This window comes from Dolichospermum sp. UHCC 0259 (assembly GCF_009711935.1).
Classification (GTDB): Bacteria; Cyanobacteriota; Cyanobacteriia; order Cyanobacteriales; family Nostocaceae; genus Dolichospermum.
In genome coordinates this window covers 32473-50456 of sequence record NZ_VIKX01000303.1, presented here as the reverse complement: position 1 = coordinate 50456, position 17984 = coordinate 32473, and the positions used below count along the sequence as shown (strand labels likewise).

Annotated in this window: 15 protein-coding genes; 10 read left to right on the top strand and 5 right to left on the bottom strand. The window is 39.5% G+C overall.

Translation table 11 applies throughout. The features are described from left to right. On the bottom strand, positions 1–962 hold a 962-nt coding region (locus tag FJR05_RS24660), incomplete at its 3' end, for a transposase (RefSeq protein ID WP_168646540.1). A 236-nt stretch (positions 963–1198) separates the two neighbouring features. Further along, on the bottom strand, positions 1199–2140 hold the full coding sequence (locus tag FJR05_RS24655; RefSeq protein WP_168646539.1) for a glycosyltransferase family 9 protein: 942 nt from the start codon (positions 2138–2140) through the stop codon (positions 1199–1201). Positions 2141–2321: 181 nt separating this feature from the next. On the opposite strand from FJR05_RS24655, the gene ispD reads away from it, so the two are divergent. The 3 genes from ispD (at position 2322) to FJR05_RS24640 (ending at position 4150) form a co-directional block, all read left to right on the top strand. After that, the gene (gene ispD, locus FJR05_RS24650) at positions 2322–3002 is read left to right on the top strand and encodes a 2-C-methyl-D-erythritol 4-phosphate cytidylyltransferase (RefSeq protein ID WP_168646538.1); all 681 of its coding nucleotides are present in this window, start codon (positions 2322–2324) and stop codon (positions 3000–3002) included. Between the two features lie 52 nt (positions 3003–3054). After that, positions 3055–3612, top strand: coding sequence for an SMC-Scp complex subunit ScpB (gene scpB, locus FJR05_RS24645; RefSeq protein WP_168646537.1), 558 nt, complete (start codon positions 3055–3057; stop codon positions 3610–3612). Between the two features lie 193 nt (positions 3613–3805). Next, positions 3806–4150, top strand: coding sequence for a DUF760 domain-containing protein (locus tag FJR05_RS24640; RefSeq protein WP_168646536.1), 345 nt, complete (start codon positions 3806–3808; stop codon positions 4148–4150). 147 nt (positions 4151–4297) lie between these two features. Here FJR05_RS24640 and FJR05_RS24635 read toward each other — a convergent pair whose 3' ends face one another. Next, positions 4298–5500 carry an HhoA/HhoB/HtrA family serine endopeptidase gene (locus tag FJR05_RS24635; protein ID WP_168646535.1) on the bottom strand — a complete coding sequence of 401 codons (1203 nt, stop codon included), beginning with the start codon at positions 5498–5500 and terminating at the stop codon, positions 4298–4300. A 608-nt stretch (positions 5501–6108) separates the two neighbouring features. Between FJR05_RS24635 and FJR05_RS24630 the strand changes: the two genes are divergently transcribed. Beyond that, positions 6109–6999: a M23 family metallopeptidase gene (locus FJR05_RS24630; protein WP_168646534.1), complete on the top strand. Its 891-nt coding sequence runs from the start codon at positions 6109–6111 to the stop codon at positions 6997–6999. A 114-nt stretch (positions 7000–7113) separates the two neighbouring features. On the opposite strand, the gene FJR05_RS24625 is transcribed toward FJR05_RS24630, so the two are convergent. Both FJR05_RS24625 and FJR05_RS24620 read right to left on the bottom strand, forming a co-directional pair. Beyond that, a complete protein-coding gene (locus FJR05_RS24625) occupies positions 7114–8154 on the bottom strand; it encodes an isochorismatase (RefSeq protein ID WP_168646542.1) in 1041 nt (346 codons plus the stop codon). Between the two features lie 34 nt (positions 8155–8188). Then, positions 8189–8425 (bottom strand): hypothetical protein, encoded by a 237-nt coding sequence (locus FJR05_RS24620; RefSeq protein ID WP_168646533.1) that lies wholly within the window; start codon positions 8423–8425, stop codon positions 8189–8191. A 437-nt stretch (positions 8426–8862) separates the two neighbouring features. Here FJR05_RS24620 and FJR05_RS24615 point away from each other — a divergent pair, with 437 nt between their 5' ends. From FJR05_RS24615 to FJR05_RS24590, 6 genes are all read left to right on the top strand, one after another. Further along, entirely contained in the window at positions 8863–11892 is a 3030-nt protein-coding gene (locus FJR05_RS24615) for a DUF1574 domain-containing protein (RefSeq protein ID WP_168646532.1), read from the top strand. A 103-nt stretch (positions 11893–11995) separates the two neighbouring features. Further along, positions 11996–13495 (top strand): MBOAT family protein, encoded by a 1500-nt coding sequence (locus FJR05_RS24610; protein ID WP_168646531.1) that lies wholly within the window; start codon positions 11996–11998, stop codon positions 13493–13495. A gap of 174 nt (positions 13496–13669) precedes the next feature. Beyond that, complete coding sequence (gene psbA / locus FJR05_RS24605) at positions 13670–14752, top strand: photosystem II q(b) protein (protein WP_168646530.1); 1083 nt, start codon at positions 13670–13672, stop codon at positions 14750–14752. Positions 14753–14877: 125 nt separating this feature from the next. After that, positions 14878–15402, top strand: a complete 525-nt coding sequence (locus FJR05_RS24600; RefSeq protein WP_168646529.1) for a Ycf51 family protein — start codon at positions 14878–14880, stop codon at positions 15400–15402. A 185-nt stretch (positions 15403–15587) separates the two neighbouring features. Then, the gene (locus tag FJR05_RS24595) at positions 15588–16766 is read left to right on the top strand and encodes an iron-containing alcohol dehydrogenase family protein (protein WP_168646528.1); all 1179 of its coding nucleotides are present in this window, start codon (positions 15588–15590) and stop codon (positions 16764–16766) included. Beyond that, positions 16763–17968, top strand: a complete 1206-nt coding sequence (locus FJR05_RS24590) for an aspartate aminotransferase (protein ID WP_168646527.1) — start codon at positions 16763–16765, stop codon at positions 17966–17968. Before FJR05_RS24595 ends, FJR05_RS24590 begins: the two co-directional genes overlap by 4 nt. The last annotated feature ends 16 nt before the right edge of the window (positions 17969–17984 follow it).

Here is a 17984-nt window from a genome sequence, read left to right as displayed (position 1 = left end):
TCTAGAGTATCAGTCAAAACTTGGAATAAGCCTTCCACTGTCCAACGTTTAAGGTAAATTTGTGAAACTAAAGTAGCACTGGCATCTGTTGTGATGAGATTGGTAAATACAGCCACTTCTGCATTTCCATCACGAGTTGGTTCCTTTAAACGAACAACCACACGACGAGCAGTAATTACCAGGTTTTCCCATTTAATTTCGACATCTTGTTCAAAAACTTTGCCAGTTGGTGAATCACCAACTTCCTTTAATTCCTCCAATACTTGATAGGGCATGGAAGCATGTTGGCGAATGACGAAATATCCATCTCTTTGCGCCACACCTACTAAAAATCCACAGGTACAAAAATTTCTATCCCCCACCCAAACGTCTCGTGCTACTGTAGTTTCCAGCACTTCATTGAATATAGCTCTTTCTTGCGTGTAAGCATCCTCGATGGGAAATTGGTCAATTGCTAGCATTAAAACTGGGTCGATGACTACGAGGGATTTCCCCGGTAATGGTCCGCCTTCAACGTTACGCAAAACCGATAATCGATGTTCCGTAGCTGCCAAATTATTACCATCAATGATTTTGATTCGATAACCAGGTAATATTTCTGGTTGTTTTCCTCCTAATTCTTCTACTATCGGTGCTAATTGATTGCTACTGTAGCGTAACAATGCTTGAGATACTTGTGGCTCAATTCCATTTATTTTGCTGTAAAAAGCTACACGCGATACTCCAATTTCTTTTTCAAATGCTTTGTATGCTGCACTTATTGATGGCCGGATGTTGCACACTACTAAACTCATGATTCCTACTACTGTTGAAAACAATAACTCTTGGGTGTATTGCTTTTTTCTTGTGGCTTCAAATATTTCATCTAGAAGTTCTGCGCTAAATATTCTTTCTAATGTTGCTCTTAGCATTACTGTGATTGGTGATACTTCGGCAAACCGTTCAAATATTGGACTCAGCATGATACAACACCCACATCATTTCTACTTTCACTCAAATCATCTCATATTGAATTGTTTGTGTACTTGACAACTTTTGCTGTCTTTTTCGGTTAATAGTGCTCCTATTCCTCTTTTAGCAAGGGTTTCAGCTTTTTATTAGTTCATTTCTTAGTACACCTTAACAGGGGTACTCCTGACTCCTAACTCCTGACTCCTGACTCCTGACTCCTGACTCCTGACTCCAAAATTGATAATAGCTAACCTCCCCAAATTTTTTCCAAGACTATTTGGGGTGCAATATCTGCTAACTTTCCTGTGGGTGAGGTAATAGCTAAGACTTTTTCACTTGTAGGTAATAATTTTTCTGAATCAGTAGAATTAAGCAAGGCTATTGTATATGTTTCTACCGCTATGCTCAGTTGCAGAAGACTATTTTCTACAGACAACATTAAACTAGCACCACCAATGATGGCGGTTAATTTACCAATATCATCGGGGGAAGTAACTTTAATATTGTGACAATGTTCTAAAATTGAGCGCACAAACAACTCATTATCAGCTTCTTTAATGACAACAACGGGTAAATCTGGTTGTTTTTCTTGGCAAGCTGCAATGATATTTTGCCAACTTTCTAAAGGGTAGGTTGTATCTAAATTAGTTTCACCCGCATTGATGAGAATAAAGCCTGATTCATTTACGCCTAAACGCTTTTGTTCCTCTTGCGCCCATTCAATGTCTACTTTAGGCACATTTACTGATAGGGGTGGACAAGAAGTATTAATCTTTAAAGGTTTGAGTAGGTCATGGTACACTTTTGCCACATATTGGGATAGGTTGGGTGTAATGGGATTAGTCAAAAAAACCGCACCTTGTCCTTGGTAGCCAATGCGTGTGGGTATTCCTGTTAACCACATTAGCAAGCCTACTAACCAACTTTGTCCGACAATAATAGCGACATCATACTCACGATCGCGGATCATACCAACTAAGTTACCCCAATCAGCTAAACTATTCCGATCTTTGTAGTCAAAAGTTAATACATCATGAACTGACTTGCTGACTCGGTAAGCAGCCTTTGACTTGGGTTCGACAATGACATCTATCTGCGCGTCGGGATAATAACGCTTAAGATCATCAAGAGTGGCAAAAAAAAGAATTTGGTTATCAATTGAACCAGGTACAAGGGCTACTACACGCATAATATTTATTAACGTTTATCGTTTTATATTTTAGGAGAATATAGGTATTGAGAATCAAGGAGTCAGGAGTCAGGAGTCAGGAAGAAAGAAGAAAGAAGAAGAGTTTTTAGATTTTGTGAGTGAAGTTCTTCTGCAACAATGGGTATTTTGAATTTATTTAATTAAAGATTAAGGAAAAGTTGTGCATTTACTAATTCCCGCCGCTGGAAGTGGCAAAAGAATGGGTGCTGATCGTAATAAACTTTTATTACAGGTACACTCAAAACCCTTGATTGCTTGGACTTTGTTGGCGACAGAAGCCGCAAGTTCTATTAGTTGGATAGGAATCGTTTCTCAACCTCAAGATTGGGACGAGTTCAAGTCTATTATCGCTGACTTAAAGCTGAAAAAAACAATAGAATTAATTTCTGGTGGTTCTACCCGTCAAGAGTCAGTTTATAATGGCTTACAGGCATTGCCAAGTCATGCGAAACAGGTATTGATTCATGATGGCGCTCGTTGTTTGGCAACCCCAGATTTATTTAACGCTTGTTCTGAGGCAATTCTTAATTGTTTTGGCTTAATTGCGGCTGTACCTGTCAAAGATACCATTAAAGTTGTTGATGATAATGGCATAATTAGAAGTACGCCAGAGCGTAAACAACTTTGGGCGGCTCAAACCCCCCAAGGGTTCGATGTCAAATTGTTAAAACAGTGCCATGCTGAAGGTATCCGTCAAGGTTGGGAAGTGACTGATGATGCGGCATTGTTTGAAAAATGCGGTATTGAGGTGACAATAGTTTCGGGAGAAGAGACTAATTTAAAAATTACCACTCCTCAAGATCTAGCGATCGCCGAATTTATACTTAGTTATAGAGAATAGCTAATAACAACTGACAACTGACCACTGACCACTGACCATTGACAACTGACAAATGCCCAAGAATATACCTATAGCCGGCAAAATAGAAGCGATTCTTTATTTAAAGGGTAAACCCTTGTCTCTAAGTGAAATTGCTGAATACGCGAAATGCGATCGCCTCACAGCAGAAGAAGGAATTATCGAACTAATTGAGAATTATTCCCGACGAGATACAGCTTTAGAAGTCGTAGAAACTGAACATGGTTATAGTTTACAACTGCGGTCAGAATTTCATGATCTAGTGCAAACTATAATACCAGTAGAACTTGGAGTCGGGGCATTACGGACATTAGCCGCGATCGCCCTCCATAATCCCATATTGCAAAGCGAATTGATTAATTTACGGGGGTCGGGAGCTTATCAGCACGTTCAAGAATTGGTAGAATCCGGTTTCGTTCGCAAACGCCGAGAGAGTGATTCTCGCTCCTTTTCCCTGCAAATAACACCAAAATTTCATCAGTATTTTCAAATCGAACAACTACCCCAAATTTTGGCAATTCCAGCGAAAGAACAACAACTAGAACTGGAGTTAGCAGGATTAGAGGCAGAGGAGGAAACAATTCAAAATTAAAAAACTATAGCAGGAGTCAGGAGTCAGGAGTCAGAAGTCTCTTAGCATATAACTTTTACTGTAGATTCTGTATCTTATTCCAGTGCATACCGCTATATTCTCTATTCTCTATTCCCTTTTCTCTGTAGAAAATACGCTACCCTATGAATATGGTTTAGAGTAAAATCAGCAGTTAAGCTAATATAAATCGCCAATGGTGTTTGATCCTGACTTTTTGCAAGACGACTCTGAGCAACACCCTAATCAACTTCTGAATGATCGCTTTGGGGACAACCCAAATCAGTTACTGAAATATTTACAGCATCAATCTCCTGAAGTTTTAGCCCGTGTCGCCCAAGCTGTCAGCCCCGAAATTAAACAAATCATTTCCCAGAACGTCCAAGGACTCGTGGGAGTGATACCGACAGAACATTTTAATGTGCAAATTACCACAGACCGGGATAATCTAGCGGGACTACTAGCATCGGCAATGATGACAGGTTATTTTCTCCGCCAAATGGAACAGAGGATGCAATTGGAACATTTATCCAATCAGTAGGAGTTAGGAGTCAGGAGCGATGCCCTGAGCTTGTCGAAGGGTCAGGAGTCAGAAGATCAGGAAGAACAAAGAACAATTATTCCTCTACCTCCCCAACTCCCCCTACTTCCCCTACCTCCCCAACTCCCCAACTCCCCCTGTTCTCTACTATTGAGGATAATTTCCCGAACGGACTTTAAAGACTTGAGTTTTCCCATTGCGGTTGACTTCTATGGCAAGAATGTCACCAACGGTACTCGATTCGACTATCTTCTGGACTTGAGCCGCAATTTTGATTTGTTTACCATTAATTTTTTGAATCACGTCACCAGGAAGTAATCCTCCCGTTTGTGCTGGTGATTTTTCTAGGACTTTTCTGATGACAATTCCCACGTCTTGCTGAACGTCTAGTTGATCTTCTGCTTTCAGTCGCTCTTTTGTCGTTGTGGAAATGTCTATCATCTCGATTCCTAAAAAAGGGTGAGCAACTTCTCCTGTGGTAAATAGTTCATTAGCTACACGAAAAGCGGTTTCAATGGGGATAGCAAAACCAAGTCCTTGAGCATCAGCACGGATAGCAGTATTTACGCCAATAACTTGTCCTTGAGCATCTAAGAGCGGTCCACCAGAATTGCCAGGATTAATGGCGGCATCTGTTTGGATAAAACTCACGCGCTTATTAGGAACGCCTACTTGGGCGCTAGTTCTGTCCATAGCGCTGATAATGCCAATGGTAACAGTATTATCTAAGCCTAATGGATTACCAATAGCGATCGCCCATTGTCCAGGAATTAAATTTTGGGAATTACCTAACTTGACTATTGGCAAATTATGGGCGGAAATTTTGACTGCGGCTATATCTGTCACCGTATCAACCCCTACCACCTTCCCCTCAAAACTCCGCCCATCTTTGAGGGTGACTCGAACCGTGTCTGTATTTTCTACTACATGAGCATTAGTTATTAATTTACCATCTTCGCTGAGTATAAATCCTGAACCCGTCCCTCGCTCAATTTTTTCCGAAGGTATAGTTTGTTCATCATCTTTGAAAAAACGCCGAAATAAGGGACTTTTAAAAGCCTCAGTTATTGGATTTGATACTTTACGAATTGCATTAATTCGCACAACAGCAGGGCCAACTTTACCGACAGCAGTGGCGATAAAATTGATATTATCACTTCCCGGAGTGTTAGGTATGCCATTGACAGGTTGAGGAACAATAGACTCAGCAGGTAAAGTTACTGCCACATTTTTTAACTGTTGAAATGAAAGATTGTGCGTCCAAAAATAACGACTAACAAATACACCACCACCAGAACCAATTACCACCAAACCTAGATACACAGCCAGTTGTTTCCAAGATACATTCATAGTTAGAAGGAGTCAGAAGTCAGGAGTCAGGAGTCAGGAGTCAGGAGTCAGGAGTCAGAAGAAGAAAGAAGGAGTCAGAAGTCAAAAAGAAAGAAAGAAGGAAGAAAAAAGAAAAAAGAAGGAAGAAGTAAAACCGTTTTGCTGTTAGGCTTTGAATTTAGATCCTGTACTTCATTGATTTGCCATCTGCTGTATATATTTAGTGTAATCAAGCAAACGTTCAGTGAACAGATTATCTGAGCATAAATATCAAAAATTTGTCAGCATATTCGAGAACCATATTTAGGGCTTGCTAATAACGTAGCATTAGCCATATAAACCGAAAATCTAGATATATTAAGAGTTTCAGTATTAAAAAAGGTGAATTACGTGCAAGGAATAAGCGTTGAAACCGTTCATTTACTTATAACTTTGAGACTATTCCTACTGTGAATCTAATTCTTCCCCCTGACTCCTGACTCCTGACTCCTGACTTCTGACTCCTAATTCTTAGATTTCATCATGAATTTACTCAAAATAGATAGTAGAAAGATAGAGGAAAAACTTTATCCTATCTTTAACAATTCCCCACTAAAATCTAAAAATTAGCGATTTCTGGACTTATTTACATGAAATTTTCCTATCGTTCACTATGTTTTTTGAGCTTATTTAGCACGTTAGGGTTATTATCCACCTTATTACAATCACAAAGCGTTAATGCTAAAACCGGGAATTGTCCTGTTCCCGTCTTGGCTCGTATTCAACGTCATCAAGTTAATCCTGGTGAAACTTTAGCAAGTATAGCTAGTCGCTATAATCTATCACCAGAAACCATTATTGGCATCAATCCATCTGTGAAGAACGGGGTGGTAAGTCCGGGTACAGAATTGCAAATCCTGCCTTTTAATGGCATTGTTGTGGAAGTTCCTCGTAATCAAAGCTGGCGACAAATCGCATCTAAATATAAAGTTCGTCCAGATACAGTCTTTGAAATCAATGGTTGTCAGAAAACCCCTAAATTTGTCTTTTTACCAATACTTCCAGGGGTAACTAATACTACTACTACTCCTGCTGCTGAGGTAATTGCTACCGCTCCTAGTACCCCTCCTGAAAGCATTGCTGGTTATCCCTTACCGAGTGTGACAGAGTTTGGATTAGCTTATGGTTGGCAATATCACCCGGTAACAGGAGACGTTTTCTTTCATAGTGGTGTAGATTTGTTAGCACCAGTAAATACTCCTGTGGCAGCGATCGCTCCTGGAATCGTCGTCTTTGCCAAGGAACAGGGTAGCTACGGCAAATTAGTCATTATTAACCACGCAGGTGGCTTACAAAGCCGTTACGCCCAACTTGACAGCATCAAAGTTACTTTAGGTCAAACGGTCAACAAAGGCGATATTTTGGGAGCAGTGGGAACTACAGGACAACCAACCTCTACTCAACCCCATCTTCATTTTGAAATGCGTTCTAGCGGTTATTTAGGTTGGGAAGCCAAAAATCCCCAGGAATTTTTAAAGTGAGGAGTCAGGAATCAAGGAGTCAGGAGTCAAGGAGTCAGGAGTCAGGAGTCAGGAGTTCAGGAGTTCAGGAGTAAGAAGGAAGAAGGAAGAATAAAATAACCAACCACTGACCAATTACCAATTACCAATTACCAATTCTTCAGTTGATTGAATAATGTGCATTCCCGCTTCTGCAAATTTAGCAAATGTGTTATTAGCCTGTTCTGTATAGTCAACTACACCAGGAACGACAACAGGAGAAGTGCAATCTTCTAAAAGATAAATTTTCTTTGTGAGGGTAGGATCTACCTGTTTAATTTCTGTTAATAAATCGTCAATTGTCCAAGCAACACAATGACTTTTAGCTTGTCCAGCAATAATCACCGCATCATATTCTAAAAGTTGTTTAATTAAATTTGTGTTTTTTTGTCCAATGGGTTGATTATCAAATCCTATTAAAACTTCGGGACGTAAAATAGAATAATTTTCTGTTAACGGATTTTCCCCTTTTAATTCAAATTGGATTTGACTTTGACGGGCGATACTATGAAAAAATATTGCTTCCTCTATTGATGAAACCAAAGCATGACCAATTCCACCTAACATAGAATGATAAGGCCACACTGTTAACGGGTATTTTCCATCTTGGCTGAGTTGTTGAACATAATGAAAAGCCTGTTTTGCTAATAAGTCATAATCACCATGATTGAGACTATTAGCAACCGCTGGATTAACTTGCCAAATACCGTTTTCAATATCTGTGGGTGTAATGTTGGTTGCGGCTGGTATTGGGTGTTCTCCTTGGGAATTTACCCAGAATATAGGATGAAAGATTTGCATCGCTGTGTGAGTATCCAATGTGGGAATAATTTGGGTAATTATTCCCAAGTTGCGATAAATAAATTCACACAGTCTGCGATTATCTTCAACTGCACCAATTCCCGTTTGTCCGCCTACAAATAATTCAAAATCAGGAATACAAAAAGTATTTTGGACATCTATCAATAATAGACAAATGCGGTTTTTATCTAAAGCTGCTGCTGGGATGTTTTGTTGTTTGGCATAAGTTTCAGCTTCAGCAGCACATTGTTGATAAGGTACACGCCAAACTTCACCAACTTTTGTGGGGTTGAAATGAGAGGGAATCGGTAATTGGGGTCTATTCTGGGCATTCATCATGAAAATACGCTTTAATCCTACGTATGAATTTCTAATCCTTGTCTAATTTATTAGCATCTGGAAAAGGGAGGATAGGTAAGCGATCGCCTCGCAATAATTCTTCACTTGCTTCACCCAAGCTGATTAATGCCTCACTTGTAGCTTTTTGAGCTATAACTAGCATCAATATATATACTGTGCCAACTTGTAAAAGACAAGATGGAGAAATCGTGAATGGAATCAAATTTAATCCAGATTGGGAAAATGACTGTTGGTTTACGGATAGCATTGTAATTCTTAGTAATTAGTACACAAGTAAAATAGGTAAAAAAGTCAATGTTTAGTTCAGGAGCGAGAATTTATCAAAGTGCAACAACGTTAGAGCTATGCCTACGGTATATTACATCAATGTTAACAATAGAAATATGTAACAGGAAATATTGAAAAAGGTTAAAAGTATTCTTGTGTCTGGTAATACCGCACAATATCAGTCATCTTTTATGTTAGGACTTACGGAAGGTACTTGACTCCTGACCGGAAGCAGACCATACGCTCCTACTCCTGACTCGGTGAATTATTCCATAGCACCATCTTTGTCAATTTTGCAAGCTGCGAAGGTAATAAAATTATTTAAAAAAAATGGCAAAATGTGATAATTCTAGGATTCTAGTTGACAAGTATAGCCGAAATTACCCCATACAACCTTGCTGTTAAATTCCACCGCCCATGAAAACAGTATTACTTGATGATCGTCAAAATTCCTTAGTGCAATGGGTAAGCCAAGCAACAGGTATAAATACTTTCGGAGTAAAAGTCCGATTGCTAGGTAATGACCTACATATTCTCTGTGAAAACGCTGAATGTCCACAACGCTGGCAAACCTTGTCGGAGTTATTGCAAGCACTACAGCAAACTGATGTAGATACCCTCACCAATGACGAACAACCGTCAATATACCAAGTATTAATTTATGGTCGAAAAAAAGGGGAACACCGTCCTGAATGGTGTCATCGGGTGTACTTGAATCAACTGGAGCGACATTTGGAACAGGTAGAACAGGCACTATTGGCACAGACAGAAGCGCCTATAAGCCCCGGCGGCTCGTTGATTATCTCTAATGAAAGTTTGGCACGTCAAGGAGATGGGGATGCCATTGCTCGCTATTTAAGTGAACATCTCAGCCATTTAGGTATAGCAATACAGGTAAAAATTAAGCCCTATCCGGCGAAAAATAACTCTCTGACTGTTGCTAATCGTCTTTGGGTATTTTGTCAGTCTAGCTATAGCCCTGATCCATCATTATTGGCAGAAACGGTAGCCCAAAAGCTCAGAAATTTGCAACTTGTTGGTTATCAGGATGCCATTATTGTTGCCCAAGTTCGAGGAGAAATAGATCCAGATTGGCGAGTAAGAGTAGATTTGACACCGCCAGAGGTGATGTTAAAAGAATGGGCGCGGTGGGGAGATGTGCAAGCGATCGCTAGAATATTAACTGAAGAATTATTAGGCTTCAAAATAGCATTGCAAACTTCCCTCAAAGAATCTACCTTACACATCTTCTGTACCCCAGCTTTTGACCCCTTAGAAACCGCACCCGCACCCGACAAAACAACCGCACTACAAGCCATTGTCCCTCTACTCGAAAGTATTGCTCCTCAATCCATTATCTCAGCCGCCATATACGGACAAAAAACCACAGATAAACAACCAACTTGGATAGATTGGGTATCTTTACCGGCATCTGAGCATCCCTTCCTACTCACATCTCCCTTGGAGCTTGCCCGTGCAGGTGATCAACCAGCCATCATTTTTTTACTAGAGCGACTACTCAATCCCAACCTAGATTGGCGACTAAAAACAGGTGGTATCCGGGTACTAATAGTTCGCAAAGAAGACTTATTACACATAATGTGTGATGCTCCCGTTTGTCCTACACGCCATCAAGTTTCTAGTAAAGTGACTCAATTTATCCGCCAACTGAAAATTTCTGGTATTACTGGTGTCCGTGTTTATGGTCGTCGTGCTGGTGATAAAGAACCCGTATGGCATCATGGAGTTAATCTAGAAGAACGTTCTCGATTAGTTCCCGAAGCAACACCAGAATTTGCCGCTACATCAGAATATGTAAGTTCTCTAATCATAGATGAAACCAGTGAAGAAATTTTGCGTCCCGATTTAACCAATGAAAAAGTAAAAAGTTTTATCAAGGAAACAACAAAAAATTGGGCGATTAATACCAATAAATCAATCAGAAATTTACTTTTAAACAGTCAAATATTTACACCATCTAATCAGGAAATAGACGAAAATCCCGATAATCAAGGGATTGGCAGTGGGATGATTTGGTTAGCATTAGGATTATTTCTCGCTTTACAAAGTGATTTTATGTTAGGCTACGTTGTCGCGCATACTATTAAAAATTCACCAAAAAACACCAATAATATTAGTTATCCTTTATCCTCACAAGCATCTTTAGAATCACCAAATAATCAGAAAACATCATTTTTAAATCAACCAGGGACAACAGAAATACTTAATAATGATCCATCTGCTTTTAATGCTTCTGGATTTATTAATGATAACAACGCTCAATCAGGAAATTTGCCAGCCGGGCCATTAAAAGAAAAAGCCACTTCTACAGCTATTTTATTAGCAGCCAGATCACAAATGCCCAGCTTTAATGCTAGGCAATTAGATGAACAATTAGCTCTATATAAGCAGCGGTTAGCCACAAAAAAACGTCCCCCAGATGTCTTAATTATTGGTTCTTCTCGCGCACTGAGAGGAGTTGATCCTGTAGCCCTTTCTAAAGCTTTAGCTTCCCAAAATCATAGCAATATTGATATATTTAACTTTGGCATTAATGGAGCAACAGCCCAAGTCGTTGATGTCCTCATCCGTCAAGTTTTAGAACCGCAAGAACTACCAAAATTAATTTTATGGGCAGATGGTTCTCGTGCCTTTAATAATGGTAGAGAAGATATCACTTTCAATGCCATTGAAACCTCACCAGGATACAAAAAAATATTACAGAAATCTCAAACAAAAGTCAAAGCTAATGAAGGTAATGAAAACCCAGAAGATCCAACAGAAAAAATTAGTGATAAACCCAAAATAGAAGATACTAATATCTATCAAACCACTAACGATTGGTTAAATCAGTCTGTAGCTAATTTATCTGCTAGTTATAAAAACCGTGATCAAATTAAAATTCTTCTCCGAAAACAACTTCAATATCTACCTTTTAGCTATCAACATTCTCCAGTTAAATCAAAAAATCAGATCACTCAGGATTCAGAAATAGATAATAATGCTTCACTTCCAGGAGTTGATTTTGATGGATTCTTACCTTTATCTATTCGCTATAATCCCACCACATACTATCAACAACATCCCAAAGTTTCTGGAGATTACGATAATGATTATAAATCTTTTCAATTAGCAGGTAAACAAGATCAGGCATTCCATTCCATGTTAGAGTTTACCAAAAATAATAATATCTCTCTCGTTTTTGTGAATATGCCTCTTACTTCAGATTATTTAGATCCTGTACGCACCAAATATGAGCAACAGTTTCAAGAGTATTTATTAACCTTTACCAATAATTATCCTCAATTTATCTATCGTGATTTAAGTCAGCTATGGCCAAAAGCAAATGATTACTTTTCAGATCCTAGTCATCTCAATCGTTATGGTGCTTATGAAGTATCCAAAAAACTAGCTATAGATCCTATGATTAGCTGGCCAAGAAAATGATTAAATAGGGAACAGGAAATAGGAAATAGGGAATGGATGAGAAAATATTCTTTATCCTAACTCCTAAATTCATCACAAATTCAAAATTATCAATTAATAAACAATGAAATTTATATCAATTTTTTATGGGCTGTTTCTATTAAGTGTTTTAGGCATCTACTGGACTGTTAATTTAGCAAATATAAGATTATGGATACTGCTAATAGCCAGCCTTGTATTTTACGCATCTTTGAATATTCAATATTTACCATTACTTTTAACACTAACTTTTATCAACTTCCGTCTAGGTTTAGAAATTGGCAGTAATACTTCACCGGGAAAGCATTCTCAAAACTGGAATTTATCTAATGAAGAATGGCAATTTGCTCAAGCTGACTGGAATCAACGCCGTTTTAAAGTATTGTGGATTGGCATAGGTTTTAATGTTTTTATTCTTTTAGGTTTTAAATACATCAATAATTTTCTAAATTTAGCTTTTAATCAGTCAACAAGTTCACCAGAATCATTAATTAAATTAATTGCACCTTTAGGAATTTCTTTCTTTACTTTTGAATGTATTGCTTATTTAATAGATGTTTATCGTGGCGCTCCTGCTGCTACTAAATTTATTCAATTTGCCACATATAAATTATTTTTTGCTAAACTAATTTCTGGACCAATCACTCGTTACCATAATTTAGCAATTCAATTTGATGCCCTCAGATTTCCCAGTATTGATAGAGTTGCTGAAGGAATGTGGTTAATTGCTAGAGGTGCAGTGAAAAAAGGCATTCTTGCTGATAATTTAGGTATATTTGTAGATTTATGTTTTGGTAACTTACAAAGAGCAGGTAGCACAGATTTATGGTTAGCTACCTTTGCTTATGGCTTACAGTTATATTTAGATTTCAATGGTTATGTTGATATTGCTCGTGGTAGTGCTTTATTATTTGGGTTGGTTTTACCAGAAAACTTTGATTTTCCTTACTTCAGTACGAGTATCGCCGATTTTTGGCGACGCTGGCACATTACATTAGGTGATTGGCTACGTAATTATCTTTACTTTCCTTTAGGTGGTTCTCGACGCGGATTAATGCGTACCTGCGGAAATTTATTGATAGTTATGTTAGTAGCTGGTATTTGGCATGGTTCAGCTTGGGGTTTTATTATTTGGGGTCTCTTGCATGGTATCGCTTTAGTAGTGCATCGTCTCACAGATGTATTAAGCGATCGCTTTACAATTCTTAACTTATTTTGGAAAACTCCGTTGGGAGTTATTTTTGCTTGGCTGTTGACACAAATCATGGTTTTCACTTCTTGGATTTGGTTTCGTCTCCCCAATCTCCAAGATTCCGCTTTAGTGATCAAAAACCTTTGGGGTCATGCTGGTGATCAACAATTTGCGGAAAAAGTCTATGTAGAAGCCTTAAATATCAGTCAATATCAACTTTCTTATTTGTTAACGTGTATAGCTTTGATAATGATCACAGCATATACTTTTAAACGAGGACTGAAATTAGAATTTAGCTGGCCAATCAAAATTGTTTTTGTCCCCTTATGCTTTTATGCAGTTTGGTTACTAGCTCCTGAAGGTAGTTTACCTTATATATACTTTGATTTTTAGCGGTGAATTTTCGGCTGTAATTTCTGTCAACCTCATTACATTAGGAAAACATATAACTGATATAACTAATACTAATTTTAATTATCTTTACAAAATTAAACTTATCCTCTAATGTTATATACAGATAGGCACAAAAACCTATCAAAAATTATAAGAAAATAAAGCAATCATAAAATGACCACAACCTTACAACAGCGTTCTAACGCTAACGTATGGGATCGCTTTTGCGAATGGATCACCAGCACCGACAACCGGATTTATATCGGTTGGTTTGGCGTACTCATGATCCCTACCCTGTTAGCTGCTACCACCTGCTTCATCATCGCTTTCATCGCTGCGCCTCCCGTTGACATTGACGGTATCCGTGAGCCAGTTGCAGGTTCTTTACTTTACGGAAACAACATCATCTCTGGTGCAGTTGTTCCTTCCTCTAACGCTATCGGTTTGCACTTCTACCCAATCTGGGAAGCAGCTTCCTTAGATGAGTGGTTGTACAACGGTGGTCCTTACCAATTGGTAATTTTCCACTTCTTGATCGGTGTAGCTTGCTACTTAGGCCGTGAGTGGGAACTTTCCTACCGCTTAGGTATGCGCCCTTGGATTTGCGTAGCTTTCTCCGCACCTTTGGCAGCAGCAACCGCAGTATTCTTGATCTACCCAATCGGTCAAGGTTCATTCTCCGATGGTATGCCTTTGGGTATCTCCGGTACATTTAACTTCATGATCGTGTTCCAAGCTGAACACAACATCTTGATGCACCCCTTCCACATGTTGGGTGTAGCTGGTGTCTTCGGTGGTTCTTTGTTCTCCGCAATGCACGGTTCTTTGGTTACATCTTCCTTGGTTAAAGAAACAACTGAAACCGAATCTCAAAACTACGGTTATAAGTTCGGTCAAGAAGAAGAAACCTATAACATCGTTGCTGCTCACGGTTACTTCGGTCGTTTGATTTTCCAATACGCTTCTTTCAACAACAGCCGTCAATTACACTTCTTACTAGCTGCATGGCCTGTAATTGGTATTTGGTTTACCGCTTTGGGCATCAGCACAATGGCGTTCAACTTGAACGGTTTCAACTTCAACCAATCCATTATTGATTCTCAAGGTCGCGTTATCGCTACTTGGGCTGACGTAATCAACCGCGCTAACTTAGGTATGGAAGTAATGCACGAGCGTAACGCTCACAACTTCCCCCTAGACTTGGCTGCTAGTGAAGTTGCTCCTGTTGCTTTAAGCGCTCCTGCAATCAACGGTTAATAATTCAAGCTTTTTAAAAGCTTAATTACAGAAACACCTTCCAGAAATGGGGGGTGTTTTTGTTTTTGTGTAAAAATCTGGTGTTGCCGATAGTTAAGATGGTAATTGTCCGTAATTAAAACCTTATGCCTAGTACCGCTAATTTTCTCGAATATACTCAATGGTCAGGTATTGCCACAATAGTGTTTGCAGTTCTGACAATCTTAGCTTTCATTCTTAAATGGGGCTTTCGCTTTCGATTGGTGGGTGCAACTGGCTTTATGCTGGTACTGACAGGGGGATTATTTTCACTTTCTCTTGTTCCCCTGAGTCGCACAATTATTCCCGGCGCTGCCAAGTATACTCTAGTTTATGATAATGGTTCTAACCAAACTGTAATTGCGATCGCCCCGGAAATTACTCCCACCGAATTAGAAGCTACTTTACGCCAAGCAGCTAGTAACCTTTATTCCTATGGTCGTTTAGGTACTGGTGGTGATAAGCAATTAATAGTCCGCGCCCGTACTATTATTCACCCAGAAATAGGTTTATCTGTACCTGTGTACTTGGGTGAAGTAAAACGCACTTTGGTAAGTCGTGAAGACCAAGAAATGGTGGTAGAAGTTTATTTAGATAAGTTTGCTTCCTTGCCAAAAGCTACTGCTTCATAGGTGACAGGTGATAGGTGACAGGTGAAGAACAATGTTCTTCCTCCTGACTCCTGACTCCTGACTCCTGACTCCTGACTCCTGACTCCTGACTCCTGATTTGCACATTTTTTGGTTATCTATCATACAATAAAGATTATTTTAAAATTTGGTTAAGAAATATCAATAGTTTTGGCAAAATAATGATCATGCCTAATCAACATTCTACTGAAACTTTGTCCACTCACACCTCTAGCTCATTTTGCAGCCTTTCTGTTGCCCCTGGGAAAGTAATTCGTGGTGCGGGTGTGTTGTCAACCATTGCGGGTGAAGTCGCTAATTTGGGAACTCGTCCTTTAATTATTGCTGGAAATAAGACTCTTAGTCTGAGTCAAGAGAGTTTACAATCTCTTTTTCAATCTCCAGAATTGCATCCTATTTTGGTTTCCTATGGCGCTGATTGTTGTGAAGTTAGTTTAAAAGCTTTACGCAAAGCCGTTAAGGAACATAAATCTGATCTGATCATCGGGACTGGTGGTGGTAAAGCCTTGGATACGGCGAAATTAGTCGCCCACCAATTAACATTACCAGTTGTGACAATTCCCACTTCTGGGGCTACCTGTGCGGCTTGGACTGCCCTTTCTAATGTCTATTCGGAGACGGGGGCGTTTTTGTATGATGTGGCTTTGTCTCGCTGTCCTGATTTGCTAATTTTGGATTATAATTTGGTTCAGACTGCGCCTCAAAGAACATTAATAGCAGGAATTGGGGATGCGATCGCTAAATGGTATGAAGCCTCAGTCAGTAGTGGACATTTACAACAAACTCTGATTATTGCCGCAGTCCAACAAGCGCGAGTTTTACGCGATATTTTATTACAAAAGTCTGCCACTGCTTTACAGTCTCCTGGTAGCGAAGTTTGGCAAGAAGTTGTAGACGCAACTGTACTCTTGGCTGGGGTAATTGGGGGACTAGGAGGGGCGCAATGTCGCACAGTCGCCGCCCATGCAGTTCATAATGGCTTAACCCATATTTCTGGACATGGGAGTATTCACGGGGAAAAGGTCGCTTATGGTATCCTGGTACAACTGCGGTTAGAAGAAATGATCCAAGGAAATCAATTAGCAGCGTCAGCAAGACAACAATTGTTGAGGTTCTATGCAGAGATTGGACTACCCCAAAAATTAGCAGATTTGGGATTAGGTAATATCACTCTAGGTGAGTTACAAACAGCAGCAGAAATTAGTTTAGAACCTAATTCTGATATCCACCGTTTACCGTTTAATGTAGCGTTGGAACAATTGATGGCCGCAATGGTTTCTACCACTGCACCAATAGATATTAACCGTGTTTCCACCAGGGGAATAAGTGACGAGGTGAAGGAATGAGTTTGAGTTGGATTTCTCCCGCAGAACGGATACAAAAATTGCCGCCTTATGTGTTTGCTCGTTTGGATGAATTAAAGGCTAAGGCTAGAGAACAGGGGTTAGATTTAATTGATTTGGGGATGGGAAATCCTGATGGTCCAACTCCTCAACCAGTGATAGACGCAGCCATAGCAGCTTTGCAAAATCCCGCTAATCACGGTTATCCACCATTTGAAGGGACGGCTAGTTTCCGTAAGGCGATTACTCAATGGTATCATCGCCGTTATGGGGTGACGCTTAATCCTGATAGTGAGGCTTTACCTTTACTTGGTTCTAAGGAAGGTTTGGGACATTTAGCGATCGCCTACATTAATCCTGGTGATACTGTATTAGTACCTTCACCCTCTTACCCTGTGCATTTTCGTGGTCCGATTATTGCTGGGGGTGTGATTCACAATTTAATTCTCAAGGAAGAAAATAACTGGTTAATTGATTTAGCGGCTATTCCTGACGAAGTGGCTAGAAAAGCCAAAATTCTCTATTTTAATTATCCCAGTAATCCTACCGCAGCTACCGCCCCCCGCGAGTTCTTTGAGGAAATTGTAGCGTTTGCGCGGAAGTATGAAATCCTTTTAGTCCATGATTTATGTTATGCCGAATTAGCTTTTGATGGTTATCAACCCACTAGCTTATTAGAAATTCCTGGCGCTAAGGAGATTGGTGTCGAGTTTCACACTTTATCTAAAACCTATAATATGGCAGGTTGGCGCGTCGGTTTTGTTGTCGGAAATCGTCACGTTATCCAAGGTTTGCGGACATTAAAAACCAATTTAGATTATGGCATTTTTTCGGCTTTGCAAACAGCAGCAGAAACTGCGCTGAGTCTTCCTGATTCTTATTTACATGAAGTCCAACAACGTTACCGCACCCGGCGAGATTTTTTAATTGATGGTTTGGGTAAGTTGGGGTGGAATATTCCCAAATCGGAAGCAACTATGTATTTGTGGATAAAATGCCCTGTGGGGATGAATTCTACAGATTTTGCTTTGAATGTTTTACAGCAAACTGGGGTGGTTTTGACTCCTGGAAATGCCTTTGGTGTGGGTGGTGAAGGCTATGTGAGAATTAGTTTAATTGCAGATTGCGATCGCTTGGGTGAAGCTTTACAAAGATTCAAGGAAGCGGGAATTTGCTATCAATCAGAAGTTTCTGTTTCTGCGTGATCATGAATAAATTAGC

What these genes read in the sequence shown, in the direction of transcription:
- FJR05_RS24655 (WP_168646539.1), bottom strand. Translation starts at nt 2,140, where the DNA reads ATGCGTGTAGTAGCCCTTGTACCTGGTTCAATTGATAACCAAATTCTT.
- scpB (WP_168646537.1), top strand. Translation starts at nt 3,055, where the DNA reads ATGCCCAAGAATATACCTATAGCCGGCAAAATAGAAGCGATTCTTTAT.
- FJR05_RS24640 (WP_168646536.1), top strand. Translation starts at nt 3,806, where the DNA reads ATGGTGTTTGATCCTGACTTTTTGCAAGACGACTCTGAGCAACACCCT.
- FJR05_RS24635 (WP_168646535.1), bottom strand. Translation starts at nt 5,500, where the DNA reads ATGAATGTATCTTGGAAACAACTGGCTGTGTATCTAGGTTTGGTGGTA.
- FJR05_RS24630 (WP_168646534.1), top strand. Translation starts at nt 6,109, where the DNA reads ATGAAATTTTCCTATCGTTCACTATGTTTTTTGAGCTTATTTAGCACG.
- FJR05_RS24625 (WP_168646542.1), bottom strand. Translation starts at nt 8,154, where the DNA reads ATGAATGCCCAGAATAGACCCCAATTACCGATTCCCTCTCATTTCAAC.
- FJR05_RS24620 (WP_168646533.1), bottom strand. Translation starts at nt 8,425, where the DNA reads ATGCTATCCGTAAACCAACAGTCATTTTCCCAATCTGGATTAAATTTG.
- FJR05_RS24615 (WP_168646532.1), top strand. Translation starts at nt 8,863, where the DNA reads ATGAAAACAGTATTACTTGATGATCGTCAAAATTCCTTAGTGCAATGG.
- FJR05_RS24610 (WP_168646531.1), top strand. Translation starts at nt 11,996, where the DNA reads ATGAAATTTATATCAATTTTTTATGGGCTGTTTCTATTAAGTGTTTTA.
- psbA (WP_168646530.1), top strand. Translation starts at nt 13,670, where the DNA reads ATGACCACAACCTTACAACAGCGTTCTAACGCTAACGTATGGGATCGC.
- FJR05_RS24600 (WP_168646529.1), top strand. Translation starts at nt 14,878, where the DNA reads ATGCCTAGTACCGCTAATTTTCTCGAATATACTCAATGGTCAGGTATT.
- FJR05_RS24595 (WP_168646528.1), top strand. Translation starts at nt 15,588, where the DNA reads ATGCCTAATCAACATTCTACTGAAACTTTGTCCACTCACACCTCTAGC.
- FJR05_RS24590 (WP_168646527.1), top strand. Translation starts at nt 16,763, where the DNA reads ATGAGTTTGAGTTGGATTTCTCCCGCAGAACGGATACAAAAATTGCCG.